The sequence below is a fragment of the Halorubrum salinarum genome, assembly GCF_013267195.1.
In the GTDB taxonomy this organism is placed as follows: Archaea; Halobacteriota; Halobacteria; order Halobacteriales; family Haloferacaceae; genus Halorubrum; species Halorubrum salinarum.
Genome location: NZ_CP053941.1, coordinates 1040990 through 1054949, shown reverse-complemented (window position 1 = coordinate 1054949; position 13960 = coordinate 1040990). Strand labels below are relative to the sequence as shown.

General features: G+C 72.1%; 18 protein-coding genes. 7 read left to right on the top strand and 11 right to left on the bottom strand.

Annotated elements, in window-relative coordinates; all coding sequences use genetic code 11:
• From hisE to HPS36_RS05370, 3 genes are all read right to left on the bottom strand, one after another.
• Complete coding sequence (hisE, locus tag HPS36_RS05380; RefSeq protein WP_303650980.1) at positions 1-330, bottom strand: phosphoribosyl-ATP diphosphatase; 330 nt, start codon at positions 328-330, stop codon at positions 1-3.
• Positions 327-920 (bottom strand): pyridoxal 5'-phosphate synthase glutaminase subunit PdxT, encoded by a 594-nt coding sequence (gene pdxT, locus HPS36_RS05375; RefSeq protein WP_173228954.1) that lies wholly within the window; start codon positions 918-920, stop codon positions 327-329. Before pdxT ends, hisE begins: the two co-directional genes overlap by 4 nt.
• A gap of 91 nt (positions 921-1011) precedes the next feature.
• On the bottom strand, positions 1012-1173 hold the full coding sequence (locus HPS36_RS05370; RefSeq protein WP_077152317.1) for a preprotein translocase subunit Sec61beta: 162 nt from the start codon (positions 1171-1173) through the stop codon (positions 1012-1014).
• A 169-nt stretch (positions 1174-1342) separates the two neighbouring features.
• On the opposite strand from HPS36_RS05370, the gene HPS36_RS05365 reads away from it, so the two are divergent.
• Entirely contained in the window at positions 1343-1612 is a 270-nt protein-coding gene (locus HPS36_RS05365) for a thioredoxin family protein (protein WP_004598787.1), read from the top strand.
• Positions 1613-1749: 137 nt separating this feature from the next.
• Positions 1750-1899 (top strand): 50S ribosomal protein L40e, encoded by a 150-nt coding sequence (locus HPS36_RS05360; protein ID WP_006111655.1) that lies wholly within the window; start codon positions 1750-1752, stop codon positions 1897-1899.
• A 105-nt stretch (positions 1900-2004) separates the two neighbouring features.
• Here the strand turns inward: HPS36_RS05360 and HPS36_RS05355 are convergent, their stop codons facing one another.
• Entirely contained in the window at positions 2005-2646 is a 642-nt protein-coding gene (locus HPS36_RS05355) for an MBL fold metallo-hydrolase (protein WP_173228952.1), read from the bottom strand.
• A gap of 111 nt (positions 2647-2757) precedes the next feature.
• Here HPS36_RS05355 and HPS36_RS05350 point away from each other — a divergent pair, with 111 nt between their 5' ends.
• From HPS36_RS05350 to HPS36_RS05340, 3 genes are read left to right on the top strand one after another with little or no spacing between them, the layout of a single operon-like run.
• A complete protein-coding gene (locus tag HPS36_RS05350) occupies positions 2758-2940 on the top strand; it encodes a DUF5786 family protein (protein ID WP_007995123.1) in 183 nt (60 codons plus the stop codon).
• On the top strand, positions 2941-3546 hold the full coding sequence (locus HPS36_RS05345; protein WP_173228950.1) for an endonuclease dU: 606 nt from the start codon (positions 2941-2943) through the stop codon (positions 3544-3546).
• A 24-nt stretch (positions 3547-3570) separates the two neighbouring features.
• Entirely contained in the window at positions 3571-4194 is a 624-nt protein-coding gene (locus HPS36_RS05340; RefSeq protein WP_173228948.1) for a uracil-DNA glycosylase, read from the top strand.
• A 4-nt stretch (positions 4195-4198) separates the two neighbouring features.
• On the opposite strand, the gene HPS36_RS05335 is transcribed toward HPS36_RS05340, so the two are convergent.
• The 3 genes from HPS36_RS05335 to phnD all read right to left on the bottom strand — a co-directional run bounded on the left by HPS36_RS05335 (position 4199) and on the right by phnD (position 7167).
• Positions 4199-5215, bottom strand: coding sequence for a PhnE/PtxC family ABC transporter permease (locus HPS36_RS05335; protein WP_121563668.1), 1017 nt, complete (start codon positions 5213-5215; stop codon positions 4199-4201).
• Positions 5212-6030, bottom strand: a complete 819-nt coding sequence (gene phnC / locus HPS36_RS05330) for a phosphonate ABC transporter ATP-binding protein (RefSeq protein ID WP_137717250.1) — start codon at positions 6028-6030, stop codon at positions 5212-5214. Before phnC ends, HPS36_RS05335 begins: the two co-directional genes overlap by 4 nt.
• Positions 6031-6096: 66 nt before the next feature.
• Positions 6097-7167: a phosphate/phosphite/phosphonate ABC transporter substrate-binding protein gene (gene phnD, locus HPS36_RS05325; RefSeq protein WP_121563672.1), complete on the bottom strand. Its 1071-nt coding sequence runs from the start codon at positions 7165-7167 to the stop codon at positions 6097-6099.
• A gap of 129 nt (positions 7168-7296) precedes the next feature.
• Here phnD and hisH point away from each other — a divergent pair, with 129 nt between their 5' ends.
• Positions 7297-7998: an imidazole glycerol phosphate synthase subunit HisH gene (hisH, locus tag HPS36_RS05320; RefSeq protein WP_121563674.1), complete on the top strand. Its 702-nt coding sequence runs from the start codon at positions 7297-7299 to the stop codon at positions 7996-7998.
• Between the two features lie 22 nt (positions 7999-8020).
• Here the strand turns inward: hisH and HPS36_RS05315 are convergent, their stop codons facing one another.
• The 4 genes from HPS36_RS05315 to HPS36_RS05300 all read right to left on the bottom strand — a co-directional run bounded on the left by HPS36_RS05315 (position 8021) and on the right by HPS36_RS05300 (position 11204).
• Positions 8021-9034, bottom strand: a complete 1014-nt coding sequence (locus HPS36_RS05315) for an aldo/keto reductase (RefSeq protein WP_137717248.1) — start codon at positions 9032-9034, stop codon at positions 8021-8023.
• A 153-nt stretch (positions 9035-9187) separates the two neighbouring features.
• A complete protein-coding gene (locus tag HPS36_RS05310) occupies positions 9188-9331 on the bottom strand; it encodes a DUF7560 family zinc ribbon protein (RefSeq protein WP_121563677.1) in 144 nt (47 codons plus the stop codon).
• A gap of 62 nt (positions 9332-9393) precedes the next feature.
• Positions 9394-10149 (bottom strand): ABC transporter permease, encoded by a 756-nt coding sequence (locus tag HPS36_RS05305; RefSeq protein WP_173228947.1) that lies wholly within the window; start codon positions 10147-10149, stop codon positions 9394-9396.
• Positions 10146-11204: an ABC transporter ATP-binding protein gene (locus tag HPS36_RS05300; RefSeq protein ID WP_173228945.1), complete on the bottom strand. Its 1059-nt coding sequence runs from the start codon at positions 11202-11204 to the stop codon at positions 10146-10148. Before HPS36_RS05300 ends, HPS36_RS05305 begins: the two co-directional genes overlap by 4 nt.
• A gap of 97 nt (positions 11205-11301) precedes the next feature.
• Here HPS36_RS05300 and folP point away from each other — a divergent pair, with 97 nt between their 5' ends.
• Entirely contained in the window at positions 11302-13911 is a 2610-nt protein-coding gene (folP, locus tag HPS36_RS05295) for a dihydropteroate synthase (protein WP_173228943.1), read from the top strand.
• Positions 13912-13960 lie beyond the last annotated feature (49 nt).

The following is a 13960-nucleotide window of genomic DNA, read 5'->3' as shown; positions in this document are numbered from 1 at the left end:
TCAGAAACGGTCGCGGAGCTCTCCGCGGAGGTCGTCGACGTCGAGGTCCTTCATCGCGAACAGCACGAGCAGGTGGTAGACGAGGTCGGCGCTCTCCGCGGTGAGCTCGTCGCGGTCGTCGTCCTTCGCCGCGAGGATCGCCTCCGTCGTCTCCTCGCCGATCTTCTCTAAGACGGCGTTCTCGCCCTTCTCGTGGGTGAACAGGGAAGTCGTGTACGACCCCTCCGGCAGCTCCTCCTTCCGCGACTCGATGGTGGCGAACAGCTCGTCGAGGACCGCGTCGGGCGGCGCCGCCGACTCCTCGCCGGATTCCGGACCCTGATCGCTCACGCGACCACCTCCCGCTCGGGGAAGAAGGCGAGGTCGTGGATCCGCGGGTCGTCGGTGAGCTCCGGGTGGAACGCGGTGGCGACGACCGGGCCGTCGCGCACCGCGACCGGGCGGTCGTCGACGGTCGCGAGCACCTCGACGCCGTCGCCCACGTCGTCGATGGCGGGCGCGCGGATGAACACGGCGTGGAAGGGGTCGTCGAGGCCGGCGACCGGCACCTTCGCCTCGAAGGAGTCCTTCTGTCGGCCGAACGCGTTGCGGTCGACGGAGACGTCGACCAGCCCCAGCGGGTCGACCCGGTCGTCCTTCGCGTCGTTCGAGCAGACGATGAGCCCGGCGCAGGTCGCGAGGACGGGCTTCCCGCTCGCGACGTGTTCCTCGATCTCGGCGGCGATCCCCTCGCGGTGGATCAGCCGGGAGATGGTGGTCGACTCCCCGCCCGGCATCAGGAGGACGTCGCAGTCGGGCACGATCCCCGCGTCCCGGACCTCGACGACCTCCGCGGACTCGTCGTGGGCGGCCGCGGCGTTGCGGACCGCGGCGGCGTGTTCGGCCACGTCGCCCTGAACGGCGATGACGCCTGCTTTCATACGCACAGATGGGGCGGGCGCGTGGAAAAAGGGCGCGCTACGCGGGCGAACGGTTCGCGCTCGGTCCGTCGGTGCGAGGAGAAGGGGGAGCCTACGCGACCGTCAGCGAGAGGATCTGGACGAACACGCCGAAGAGGACGCAGAACGCGACGACCGTCTTGGGGTCGATCGAGATGGCGTTCCGGTCCTCGTTCTCGAAGTAGCGGACCAGTCCCGCGCTGGACATCAGCCCGCCGGAGTTGGAACCACTCATGTCCGTTGCTGGACGGCGACGCGGCGTAAACGTTTCGTTCGCCGCCCGAGCCGACGGGTCGCGGCCGCGTCCTCGGGCCGGGTCGCGGCCGCCGATCGCGCCGCGTGGACCGCCGGAGTACACGAGTGGGAAACCCTTATGCGCGGGCCGGCGATAGTTGACGCCGACTATGACCGTTCGACTGCTGGATTTCCACGCCGAGTGGTGCGGCCCGTGTAAGACCCAAGACCCCATCCTGGAGGAGATTCAGGAGGACCTCGGCGACGCGTTCGAGCTCCAGAAGGTCGATGTCGACGAGGAGCAGGACGTCGCGAACCAGTACCAGGTCCGCTCGCTCCCGACGCTCATCGTCGAGAACGACGACGGCGTCGTCGACCGCTTCGTCGGCGTCACGCAGCGCGAGGACATCGAGGCCGCCCTCACGGAAGCGGGCGCCTGACCGTCGGTCCCGTTCGGTAACCGTTCTTCTCGCGGCCGATGGCCGCACCCGAACGCTCTCAGACAGCCGCTTCGGGGACGCGACCCGCCGCCGCGGCGTCTCGCAACCTTTTACAGCACCGCACGCGCAGTGACGGTATGGCCAAATTCGACGCCGCCGAACGCCGCATGCTCGACCGACAGATCTGTATGCGCTGTAACGCCCGGAACGCCTCCGAGGCCGAGCGCTGCCGCAAGTGCGGCTACACCAAGCTCCGCCCGAAGGCGACCGAGCGCCGCGCCGCGTAATCCGGTCTGCCGCCGGGCCGCTCCCGGCCCTTCCTCCGAGCTATTCCCTCTCGACGGCCAGCCGCGCGTCTCCCTCACGACCCCGGTCTCGGTCGCGCCCCGCGCTCACTCGTCGGGGTACTTCGGCTCGCGTCGCTCGGCGCGCTCCGTCGCGCGCTCGATCACCTCGCGGACGGTGTCCGGCCCGTCGGCGGCGCGGTAGACGTCGCCGTGGCCGGGGAACATCGCCGCGGTCGTGTCGGGCAGGCGGTCGAGGATCTCGCGGAGGCTCTCGATCAGGCGCTCGCGGGACTGGCCGGCCATGTCGGTGCGGCCGAACGAGCCGTCGTCGAAGGCGCCGTCGTTGTAGACGACCACGTCGCCGGAGTAGAGCCGCTCCTCGCCGACGAGCGAGACGTGGTCGTCGGCGTGGCCGGGCGTGTGGACGACCTCGCACGCCTCGCTCCCGACGAGCACCTCGTCACCGTCTTCGAGCGCCACGTCGCGGCGCGGGTGGTCCGCGTACGCGAACACCCGGGGGTCGAAGCGGTCGACCACCGCGTCGAGCTCGCCCACGTGGTCGTGGTGCTGGTGGGTGATCACGACGCGGTCGAGCCCGTCGACGCCGGCGTCGTCGAGCGCGTCGGCGATCACGTCGTCGACGCCCGGCATCGTTCCCGCGTCGACGAGCGTCGTCGCGTCCCCGACGGCGAGGTACGCGTTACAGGTGAACTCCTCCGCGTCCGCGGTGACGGTGATCGGCTCCATGTCCGTACTCGCTCGCGGAGCGACAAAAGGGTACAGCCGCGGCCGCGCGGCGTCTCTCCCCCGCGGGCGGCCGTGGATTTATTTGACACCCGCCGTTAACTTTACACACAGATGGGCTTCGGCAGCTACGACGAGTCCGAACAGGAGAATCAGGACCTGGACGCGGACTTCGACGACGACGACGGTGTCCGGGCTGCCCAGGAGACCCACCAGGGGTCCGTCGACTACGAGCCCGGCGCCTCGAACGACGAGCTTCTCGATCGGCTCCAGGAGATCAAGTCCGAGGACGCGTGAGTGACCGCGCCGAGCCGCACGCTCGGCGTCGCGTTCTCCGACGCCCGCGACGTTAGCTACGCGGCCGGCGTCGTCGTCCGCGCCGACGGGACGCCCGACGGCGTCGCGTTCGCGCGGTGTACCGTCGGGGGGACCGACGCGACCGACGCCGTGATCGACTGCTGGCGCGCGCTCGGTCGCGAGGACGTCCGGCACGTCGCTTGCGCGGGGGTCGCGCCGGCGTGGTTCAACCTCCTCGACCTCGACCGACTCCGCGAGACGCTCGACCGGCCGGTGTACGCCGTGAGCTACGAGGCGAGCCCCGGGCTCGAACCGGCCCTGCGCGACGCGTTCGACGGCGACGCGCTCGCCGACCGCCTCGCGACGTACCGCTCGCTGCCGGCCCGCGTTCCGGTCGGCTCCGCGGACGCGGACGGCGAGGCCGACGAGCCCCGGTTCGTCCGCGCGGTCGGCCTCGACCCCGAGCGCGCCGCGGCGGCGGTCAAGGGGCTCACCCGTGATGGGTTCCGTCGCTGCGAGCCGCTCCGGATCGCCGCGCTCGCGGCGAGCGCGCACCGCGAGGCGACGGCGGGCGAGCGATCGCCCGGAGCGACCGACGCACCTTAGACGGCCGCGCCCGGATCCGTGGGTATGAGCGAACACGGCGGCGACGGGCTCGACGAGGACCTCCGCGTGCCCGCCTGCGAGCGGTGCCCGGAACTGGTCGCCTCGCGGAGCCGGATCGTCGACGGCGTCGGCCCGACGGACGCGGACCTGCTGTTCGTCGGCGAGGGGCCGGGCGCCACCGAGGACGAGGAGGGCGAGCCGTTCGTCGGGCGGTCGGGCGACGTGCTCGACGAGGCGCTACGCGACGCGGGGCTCGCCCGCGCCGACGTGCGGATCACGAACTGCGTCCGGTGCCGCCCGCCCGACAACCGGGACCCGACGACCGAGGAGCTGTCGAACTGCCGGGGCCACCTCGAAGCGGAGATCGACCGCCTCGACCCGGCGCTGATCGTGACGCTCGGGAAGGTGCCGAGCGAGCACCTCCTCGACCGGTCGGTGGCGATCACCTCGGCGTCCGGCGACGTGGTTGACGCGCGGCTCGCCGGCGCGTCGCGGCGCGTCCTCCTGTCGGTCCACCCGGCGGCGACGCTGTACGACCGGAGTCAACGCGACGGCTTCTTCGAGACGATCGCTCGTGCGGCGGAGCTGAGCGGCGTCGGAGAGCGCGGCGAAAACGGCGACGGCCAGTCGCGGCTCGGCGAGTTTTAGGCGCTCAGTCCCGCTTGGGACCGTCGCCGATACCGAGCCACTTCTTCGCGTCGAACAGGCCGCGGATCGCTTCGATCAGTCCCTTCCCCTCGTGCTCGCCGGGGCGGAGCCGGGCGCGGATCCGCGAGGAGATGAGCTCGATGCCGAGGACGACGATGAACACCATCACCAGCCCCGCGGCGGTCTGCTGGAACTCGAAGAGGTCCTGACTGTTCCGGATCATCAGCCCGAGGCCGCCGGCGCCGACGACCCCGAGCGAGATGGCGATCCGGGTGTTGATCTCCAAGATGTACAGCGTCCACGCGATGAAGGAGCGCGACACCTGACTCAGCATCCCGAAGCTCACGGTCTGGGTGCCCGAGGCGCCCGTCGACCGGATCGCCTCGATCGGCCCCTCCTCGATCTCTTCGAGGTCGTCGGTGAACAGGCGGCCGAGGTTCCCGATGCTGTCGGTCGCGATCGCGAGCACCGCCGTCACCTGTCCCGGCGGCCCGACGGGGATGTACAGGAAGATCCAGACGATCGCGGGGATGGCGCGGATGCCGCTGAGGGTCCCGCGGAAGATGAAGTTGAACGGGAACGGCGTGACGCGCTCGCTGCCGAGCACGCCGAGGATCAGCGCGAACGGGAAGGCGAACACGGTGCCCATGAAGCCGAGGAGGAGCGTCACGAGGCTCGCCTTCACCAGCGTCTGCCGCGGCGACTGGAAGCTCTCGACGATGCGGGCGCCGCCCTCGCCGAAGCTCGCCGGGATCGCCTGAAGCCCCGTGATCCCCTGGTCTTTGGTGTAGATCGTGAAGTTCTGGAAGTCGGGGGGGAAGAAGCCGGTCGCGATGAACTCGTACATCGCCGGGAGCCGTCCGGCGACGACGTTCGGCTGGAACCCGATGAAGCCGAGCCCCCAGTAGGTGACGCCGAGGACGGCGGCGAGCAGCGCGCTCCACAGCAGGTACTTGAGGCGCCGGAGCCGTTCGAGCGAGCGGAACTGGTCGGCGATCGCGGAGTCGGACGGGGAACTCACGCCTCTCGCCCCCCGTCTGCGGCCGCGTCGGCCTCGGCGTCGGTCTCGCCCAGTTCCTCGCTCGTCGTCCCGGTCGGGACCGTCTTGCCGTCCTGTGCGCTGCCGTAGTAGATCCGGTCCATCTCGTCCATCGTGAGGTCGTCGGCGTCGCCGTCGAAGATCACCTCGCCGTCGCGGATCCCGAGGAACCGATCCCCGAACTCGCGCGCGATGTTCACCTGGTGGAGGCTGGTGATCGTCGTGAGGTCCTGCTCGGTCGCGGCCTTCTTGAGGTAGCGCATCACGTCGCGGGCGGCCTTCGGGTCGAGGCTGGCCACCGGCTCGTCGGCGAGGACGATCTCGGGGTTCTGAACCAGCGCGCGGGCGATCCCGACGCGCTGTTTCTGCCCGCCGCTCATCGACTCGGCGCGCTGTCCCGCCTCGTCGAGGAGGCCGACCGTCTGGAGGGCTTCCAGGGCGGTCCGCTTGTCGTCGTCGTCGTGCATCCCGAGGGCGCTCCGGAGGAGGCCGTTCCGGGAGAGCGCGCCCGACAGCGCGTTGCCGAACGCGGTCTTGCTCTCAATGAGGTAGTGTTCCTGGAACACCATGCCGACGCTGCTGCGGTTACCCTGAATCTCCTCGTCGCCGATGCGGACGGACCCCTCGGTGGGCTGCGTGAGTCCGTTCAACACGCGGAGCATCGTCGACTTGCCGGCGCCGGAGGGACCGAGGAGGATGACGAATTCGCCCTCGGAGATGGTGAACGATACGTCGTCGAGGGCGACGGTGTCCTCGCCGTATCTCTTGGTGACGTTTTCGAATTCGATCGTTGGCATAGCGTGTGACGTTGTCCGAAAGGGGAGGGATCGGGTGAAAAGTGATCCGAAGTTGGAGACGAGGCCTTACTGGTCGAAGATGTCCGTGCCGACGCCGAGCTCGTTGGCGACGTCGATGACGGACTGGTAGTCCTCCTGGCTCGCCTCGCGGACCTTGCTGAACCAGAGGTCGTCGTCGGTGTCGGACTCGCCGTCGGCGCCGTAGTAGATGCTGTCCGGCGCCTCGAGGAACGACTCCTGAATGGCGGACTTCACGTCGTCGCTCAGTTCGGGCGACACCACCATCGGCGCGCGCGGCAGCCCCTCGTCCTCGTGGAGCGTGGTGGCGACCTCCTGCCAGGCGTCCGGCGCGGGGCCGGTGCCGGTGTCGCGGACGAAGCCGCCCATCGCCGCCGCGTCGACCTGCCCCTGCTCGAGGAGGGTGTACGAGCCGACGTGACCGCCGGCGAAGCGGGCGTCGAACTCGGCCTGCGAGCCGTCGCCCTCGGGCAGACTGCCGATGTCGAGGCCGCCCTCGCTCGACATGCTGTACAGCGGGTACAGCGCACCGCTGGTCGACAGGCGGTCGGAGAAGGCGACGGTCTTGCCGGACAGGTCCGACAGCTCCGTGATGTCGCTGTCGTTCGGCGTCGCGATGATGCTCTTGTACGTCCAGCCGCCGTAGCCGAACCGCTGGAGGATGATCTCCGCGTTCCCGGTCTTCACGCCGAGGGCGGCCGCGAACGGCCCCGTCTCCGCGACGTCGGTCGTGCCCTGGCCGAGCGACTGGATGATCGCGCTGTAGTTACTGCCGACGTTCCCCTCGACCGAGAGGCCGTCGGGGACCTCGTAGTTCTCCTTCAGATAGCTCCCCACGTGGTCGAGCAGCGGGGAGTACTGCACCTCGAGGTCCTCCTGCGGGACCGACGGCGAGATGCCGAAGTCGACTTTCCCGTCGCCGCCGAACGACATCTGCGAGTCGCCGCCGTCGGAGCCGTCAGACCCGTCAGACCCGTCGGATCCGTCGGACCCGTCCATCCCGTCGCCGCCGTCGGAGCCGTCGCCGCCGTCGGACCCGTCGCCGCCGCCGCTACAGCCTGCGAGTCCAACGATACTTGCCGCACCCGCGATCTTGAGGAATTTGCGTCGTTGCGCCATGAGGTGTCCATTTGATGCTTTTACTGGCGTTTCAAAAGTGTTGCTGTTAATATATACACACGACTCTATACCGCTATGTAACAGTTCCCGGATGGAAACTGACTTCCACCGCGGTCGCGAACCGGAACCATGGACGAATCACCAACGGACGCCGAGGTGTCCGTCGCGCTCGTGGACTACGGGCTCGGGAACCTCCGGTCCGCGACCCGCGGGCTGGAGCGCGCGGGCGCGTCCGTCGAGATCACCGACGACCCCGAGGCGTTCGCGGCCGCCGACGGCGTCGTCCTCCCCGGCGTCGGCGCGTTCCGTGAAGGGATGGAGAACGCCGGCCCGCTGCGCGAGGCGCTGACCGACCACGCCGAGGCGGGGCGCCCCCTCTTCGGGATCTGCCTCGGGATGCAGATGCTCCTCACGACGAGCGAGGAGGCCGACCACGCGGGCGAAGGCGAGGTGACGGGGCTCGACCTGATCCCCGGCACCAACGTCCGCTTCGAGGTCGACCGGAAGGTGCCGCACATGGGCTGGAACGAGCTCGAAGTCGAGCGCGACCACCCGATCGTCGACGGGGTCGACGGGGCGGGGGAGTCGGGGGCGGCCGCGTCCGCCGGCGGGTCCGTCGACGGCGAGCACGCCTACTTCGTCCACTCCTACTACGCCGCGCCGGACGACGCCGACGCGGTCGTCGCCACCGCCGACTACGGGGTCGACTTCCCGGCGGTCGTCGCCAACGAGGCGGGCAACGTGTTCGGCACGCAGTTCCACCCCGAGAAGAGCGGCGAGACGGGGCTGAAGATCCTGCGGAACTTCGTCGACTACTGCGCGGAGCGGTAGCCGGCGACCGCGCCCACTCGCTTCAGAGCTCGTCGTACGGGCCCGGCTTGGCCGCCGTCAGGCGGTCGACCTGCTCGTCCGAGAGGTCGATCGCCGCGGCCGCGAGGTTCTCTCGCAGCTGGTCGACGGTCCGGGCGCCGACGATCGGCGCCGTGACGCCGTCGCGGTGCGAGAGCCACGCGAGCGCGGTCTGGGCGGGCGAGGCGCCGACCTCGTCGGCGACCGCGTCCAGCTCGTCGTGGACGTCGAAGTTCTCCTCGGTGAGGTACGCCTCCTGGAACCGACTCGACTCCGCCGCCTTCGAGTCGCCGGGCAGGTCGGCGTCGCGGTCGTACTTCCCGGTCAGGAAGCCCTGTCCGAGCGGGCTCCACGGGGAGACGGCGAGGTTCCGCTGGCGCGCGAACTCCAAGTACTCCCCCTCGATCTCGCGGTCGACGAGGTTGTAGCGCGGCTGGAGCACCGTGAACGGCTCCCAGCCCTCGCTGCGGGCGATCTCGTTGGCGCGGGCGACCTTCCAGGCGTTCGGGCGGAGCGTCGAGGCGCCGAGGTAGTGGACCTTCCCGGACTCGACGAGCCCGTTCAGCGTCTTCATCAGCTCGCGGGCGGGGGTCTCGTCGTCCCAGCGGTGGATGTAGAGGACGTCGACGTAGTCGGTGTCGAGCCGGTCGAGCAGGGCGTCGACGCGGTGGCGCACGTTCTTGCGGTTCGTCCCGCGGCTGTTCGGGTCGCCGTCGCGGATCTGCCAGTACACCTTCGAGGCGACGGTGTAGCGCTCGCGGTCGCGCTCGGCGAGCCAGTCGCCGATCCAGCGCTCGCAGTCGCCGCCGCCGTACACGTCGGCGGTGTCGATGTACCGCCCGCCGGCGGTCTCGTAGGCGTCGAGCAGCTCGTGGGCGCGCTCCTCGTCGATCTCAACGTTCCCCGCCTCGGTCACGCGGCCGAACCGCCACGTGCCGAACTGGAGCTCGCTCGTCCGCAGGCCGGTCCGACCCAGCGGCACGGTTCCCAGATCGATCTCGTCGAGTTCGGGCGTCATCGCCGAACGGTTGTCGCGGTCGACGCAAAAAGGCTCAGCAACCGGATGCGATGTGCGAACGCGTGGCGATCGCGGGGACGGAGCGGCGGCGAGCGCGTCGCTCCGGTTTCCGACGGGGTCCGGCGTCGAACCGACGCCATCGGGTCGCGACGGTCACTCGCACGTCACGGCGAAGTCCTCCTCCGCCGCGGCCGCGGTGCACACCGGGCAGCCGGTGTCGAGGATGGTCTCCCGCATCGCGTCGTTGACCTCGATGGTCTGCTCGCAGTCCGGACAGGTGAAGTGAACGGTGGTCAACGCTTACCCTCTCGTTCCCTCCGGACGCGGTCTGCGGACATAAATGGACGGTTCCGACCGGGTCACTCCGTCCGCGGCACCGCGTACGCGCCGACCGCGAGGAAGCCGGCCGCGAGCGCGGTCAACACGAGGAGGTCGCCGGCCCACTGCCCGCCGGTGAAGGTGATCGCCCGGGTCCCGCGCGCGAAGTACGTCAGCGGCGAGGCGGCGACCGCGGGCAGGAACCACTCCGGCAGGAGCGCCGGGGTGACGAACGTCTCGGAGAGGAAGAGCAGGGGGAGCGCGACCGTGTTGCTCGCGGCGATCACGCCGTCCTGCGAGTCGGCGAGCGCGCCGAGGACGGCGCCGAGCCCGCAGAAGAGCGCGACCGCGACCGCGACGAAGACCGGCAGGGCGGCCAGCGCCGGCGAGACGACGAGCGTCGCGTCGGTCACCCCCACCACGAGGCCGAGGATGAGCAGGCTCGCGGCGCCGATGATGCCGACGTTGACGAGCGTGTGCGCGACGAGCCACTCGGCGCGGGAGAGGGGCGTGGTCGCCAGCTTCTCGAACCGCCCGCCGTCGCGGTGGCGCGCGATCTCGGAGCCGACCCGCGACAGCGGCGTGAACAGGACGACGACCGCGAGGTAGCCGGGAATGTAGTAGCCCGCCGGCTCGGCGAAGAGGCCGCCGCCGGTCGGCTGCGTCCGCACCAGCGCGCCGAAGATGACGACGAGGATGACCGGGAAGAAGAACGTGAAGAACACCGCGGTCCGGCGCCGGGTGAACGACCGCGCCGCCGCGACCGCCTCGGTCCCGATCCGCCCGAGCCGGGTCATCGCTCGCCTCCGTCCACTGCCGCGGCCGGCGTCTCCTCTGTATCCCCTCCCCGCCGCGCGTACTCCTCGCCGGTCAGCCGCAGGTACACGTCCTCCAGCGACGGCTCCGACCACGACAGCGAGTCGAAGGCGACCCCGGCGCCGTCGAGCGCGTCGACGGCGGCGCCGATCGCCTCGGGCCGCACGCCGCGCACCCGGAGCCCCCCGTCGGTCGCCTCGACGGAGGGGTCATCGCCGAGTCGCTCGCGGACGCCGGCCGCGACCGCCGCGGCGGTCTCCTCCGTCGCCGGCCCCGCGGTCGCGGCGTCGAGCCGCGGCGCGCCGCCGTGCTCGGCGACCAGCCGGTCCGGCGCCCCGCTCGCGACGACCCGCCCGTCGCGGAGCATGGCCACGCGGTCGGCGAGCCGCTCGACCTCGTCCATCGCGTGGCTCGTGAGGAAGACGGTGGTGCCGTCGGCCGCGAGCCGCTCGATCAGGCGGTGGATCGCCCGCCGGCCGGCGGGGTCGATCCCCGTCGTCGGCTCGTCGAGGAAGAGGAGGTCGGGGTCGTTGACGACCGCGGTCGCGACGCAGGTGCGGCGCTTCTGTCCGCCCGAGAGCGTCTCGTACCAGGCGTCGGCGTCGTCGGCCATCCCCACGTCGTCGAGGACCGCCTCGGTGTCGCGGGCCGCGTCGTAGAGGCCGCCGTAGTAGTCGACCAGCTCGCGGGCCGTGAGCCGCGCGGGCGGGTCGAACGACTGCGGGAGCAGCCCGATCCGGCTCGGGTCGACCTCGCGGGGCGGCGCGCCGAAGACGCGCAGGTCGCCCTCGGCCTCGGTCGTCCCGGTGAGCGCGCGCACCAGCGTCGTCTTCCCGGCGCCGTTGGGGCCGATGAGCCCGAACACCTCGCCGGCGGCCACGTCGAGGTCGACCCCGTCGAGCGCGTCGACGTCGCCGTACGCCTTCCGGACCCCCTCGCCGACGACGACGGGGTCGCCCGCGGGCGCGTCCGAGCCCCCCGCGTCCGCCCCGGCGGTCCCGCTCCCGCCCGCGTCGGCGGTCGCTGTCTCGTCCATGCGACCGAGTCCGGTCGCCGCGCGCGTAAGGGTTGCCTCTCGCCGCCGCGCGTCCCGGTCCGTTACGCCTAAGCGACGCGCCGCCGACCCACGGGACATGCACTACCACGAGGCGGCGGCGTTCCTCTTCGACCTCCGCCGCTTCTCGGTCAAGCCCGGGACGGAGCGGGTGGAGGCGCTGCTCGCGCACCTCGGGGACCCGCACGAGGAGGTCCCGTTCGTCCAGATCGCCGGCTCGAACGGGAAGGGCAGCGCGGCGCGGCTGACGGAGTCGGTCCTCCGCGAGGCGGGGCTGTCGGTCGGCCTCTACACCTCGCCGCACCTCTCGTCGCTCGCCGAGCGCGTCCGCGTCGACGGCCGGCAGACGACCGAGTCGGCGATCGCCGACTTTGTCGCGGAGGTGCGCCCGTGGCTGATCGACCGCGCCGCCGCCGGCGAGCCGCTCACCTTCTTCGAGGTCGTGACGGCGATGGCGGTCCGGGAGTTCGCGCGCCGCGAGGTCGACGTGGCGGTCCTGGAGGTCGGCCTCGGCGGCGAGTACGACGCGACGAGCGCGGTCGACCCCGTCGCGACCGCCGTCACGAACGTCTCCCTCGAACACACCGCGGTCCTCGGCGACACGATCGGGGAGATCGCTCGCACGAAGGCCCGGATCGCCCGCCCCGACGCGCCGTTCGTCACCGCCTGCGAGGGCGAGGCGCTGGACGTGGTCCGCGAGGTCGCCGTCGAGGCCGGCGCGCCGGTGACGCGAGTGACCGGCGACGGCGACGGCAACGAGGGGGGGTCGACTCAGGAGGGCGACGAGACCGACGACTCGCCCGCGCTCGCCGCGACCTACGAGGGCCGCGTCAGCGCCACCGACGCCGCGGTCTCGCTCGCCGGCGAGCGCGAGGGGACCTACCGGATCCCGCTCGTCGGGCGCCATCAGGCCGCGAACGCGGCGGTCGCCGTCGCGCTCGCGGACCGGACCGCGGCGGCGCTGGGGACCGACCTCCCCGACCGCGCCGTGCGCGACGGCCTCGCGCGGGCGACGTGGCCGGGGCGGTTCGAGGTGGTCGACACGGCGCCGCTGACCGTCCTCGACGGCGCGCACAACCCCGCGGCCGCCCGCACGCTCGCCGCGACGCTCGACGAGTACGACTACGACGACCTCCACCTCGTGTACGCCGCGATGCACGACAAGGACCACGCCGAGACGGCGGCCGGGCTCCCGGACGCGGCGACGGCGGTCACCTGTCGCCCCGCCATCGACCGCGCCGAGGACCCCGCGGTCCTCGCGGCCGCGCTCCGGTCGGCGGGCGTCGACGAGGTGACGGCCGGCGACGACGTGGCGGACGCGCTCGCGACCGCGACCGACCGCGCCGCCGACGGCGACTGCGTGCTGCTCGTCGGCTCGCTGTTCGCGGTCGCCGAGGCCCGGGCGGCGACCGTCCGGACGGTCCGCGAGCGGACGGTCCGGGGGCCCGACGACGCGGCGCACGCCCTCGACACGGCCGGCGTCCCGCCCGAGGGCGTCGCGGCCCACCGGAACGGCGTCGACCACCGCGTCCTCACGCTCCGGCTGCGCGGCGACCGGGCCGAGCGCGTCGCGAGCGAGGCCCGAGCGGTCGGCGGCGACGCCGCGCTCGGGGGGCTCGGGGCGGACGAGGACCGCGGGGCCGCCGGCGAGCAGGTCCCGGTCACCGTCGCGGGCACGGTCGCGGAGCTGCGCGCGCTCGTCGCCCGCCTCGACGCGGCCGACGGCGACGGGCTCGGCGGCGTGGCGGCCGACCTCGCCGCGGCGGCCGGGATCGACGCTGACGGAACCGGCGGAACGGAGGGGGAGGGCGACGCGGCCGATCCAGACGCCCCCGGATACCCGTGGACCGACCGCACCGCGGTGATGGGCGTGCTCAACGTCACGCCGGACTCGTTCCACGACGGCGGGCGCCACGCCGACCTCGACGACGCGGTCGCGGGCGTCGAGCGGATGGTCGACGCCGGGGTCGATGTCGTCGACGTCGGCGGGGAGTCGACCCGCCCGGGCGCGGAGCCGGTCCCCGTCGAGGAGGAGATCGAGCGGGTCGTCCCGACGATCGAGGCGATCCAGTCGGTGCCCGCGGTCGGCTCCGGCGAGGTGCTGGTCTCGGTCGACACGCGCAAGCCCGCGGTCGCCGAGGCGGCGCTCGACGCTGGCGCGGACGTCATCAACGACGTGACCGGGCTGGAGGACCCCGAGATGCGCTCGGTCGTCGCCGACGCCGACTGCCCGGTGATCGTGATGCACAGCCTTGACGCGCCGGTCGACCCGGACGCCGACCCCGAGTACGACGACGTGGTCGGCGAGGTCGTCGACGCCCTGCGCGAGCGGCTCGCGCTGGCGGACACGGCCGGCATCGACCGCGACCGTGTCATCGTCGACCCCGGGCTGGGCTTCGGGAAGTCGCCGGCGGAGGACTTCGAACTGCTCGCCCGCTGCGGCGAGTTCGCGGCGCTCGGCTGCCCCGTCCTCGTCGGCCACTCGCACAAGTCGCTGTACGGCGCGGTCGGGCGCGACGCCGACGACCGCGAGCACGCGACGGTCGCCGGCACCGCGCTCGCGGCCGACCGCGGCGCCGACATCGTCCGGGTCCACGACGTGGCCGAGAACCGCGCCGCGGTCGACGTCGCCGCCGCGGTGAACGGGGCGCTCCGCGGCGGGGGCGACCCCGCGGGGGACGGGGAGTGACTCGGGACCGACGCGCGGTCGGGCGCGACGCCGACGGCCGCTCCCGCCG

What these genes read in the sequence shown, in the direction of transcription:
- pdxT (WP_173228954.1), bottom strand. Translation starts at nt 920, where the DNA reads ATGAAAGCAGGCGTCATCGCCGTTCAGGGCGACGTGGCCGAACACGCC.
- HPS36_RS05370 (WP_077152317.1), bottom strand. Translation starts at nt 1,173, where the DNA reads ATGAGTGGTTCCAACTCCGGCGGGCTGATGTCCAGCGCGGGACTGGTC.
- HPS36_RS05365 (WP_004598787.1), top strand. Translation starts at nt 1,343, where the DNA reads ATGACCGTTCGACTGCTGGATTTCCACGCCGAGTGGTGCGGCCCGTGT.
- HPS36_RS05360 (WP_006111655.1), top strand. Translation starts at nt 1,750, where the DNA reads ATGGCCAAATTCGACGCCGCCGAACGCCGCATGCTCGACCGACAGATC.
- HPS36_RS05355 (WP_173228952.1), bottom strand. Translation starts at nt 2,646, where the DNA reads ATGGAGCCGATCACCGTCACCGCGGACGCGGAGGAGTTCACCTGTAAC.
- HPS36_RS05350 (WP_007995123.1), top strand. Translation starts at nt 2,758, where the DNA reads ATGGGCTTCGGCAGCTACGACGAGTCCGAACAGGAGAATCAGGACCTG.
- HPS36_RS05340 (WP_173228948.1), top strand. Translation starts at nt 3,571, where the DNA reads ATGAGCGAACACGGCGGCGACGGGCTCGACGAGGACCTCCGCGTGCCC.
- phnC (WP_137717250.1), bottom strand. Translation starts at nt 6,030, where the DNA reads ATGCCAACGATCGAATTCGAAAACGTCACCAAGAGATACGGCGAGGAC.
- phnD (WP_121563672.1), bottom strand. Translation starts at nt 7,167, where the DNA reads ATGGCGCAACGACGCAAATTCCTCAAGATCGCGGGTGCGGCAAGTATC.
- hisH (WP_121563674.1), top strand. Translation starts at nt 7,297, where the DNA reads ATGGACGAATCACCAACGGACGCCGAGGTGTCCGTCGCGCTCGTGGAC.
- HPS36_RS05315 (WP_137717248.1), bottom strand. Translation starts at nt 9,034, where the DNA reads ATGACGCCCGAACTCGACGAGATCGATCTGGGAACCGTGCCGCTGGGT.
- HPS36_RS05305 (WP_173228947.1), bottom strand. Translation starts at nt 10,149, where the DNA reads ATGACCCGGCTCGGGCGGATCGGGACCGAGGCGGTCGCGGCGGCGCGG.
- HPS36_RS05300 (WP_173228945.1), bottom strand. Translation starts at nt 11,204, where the DNA reads ATGGACGAGACAGCGACCGCCGACGCGGGCGGGAGCGGGACCGCCGGG.
- folP (WP_173228943.1), top strand. Translation starts at nt 11,302, where the DNA reads ATGCACTACCACGAGGCGGCGGCGTTCCTCTTCGACCTCCGCCGCTTC.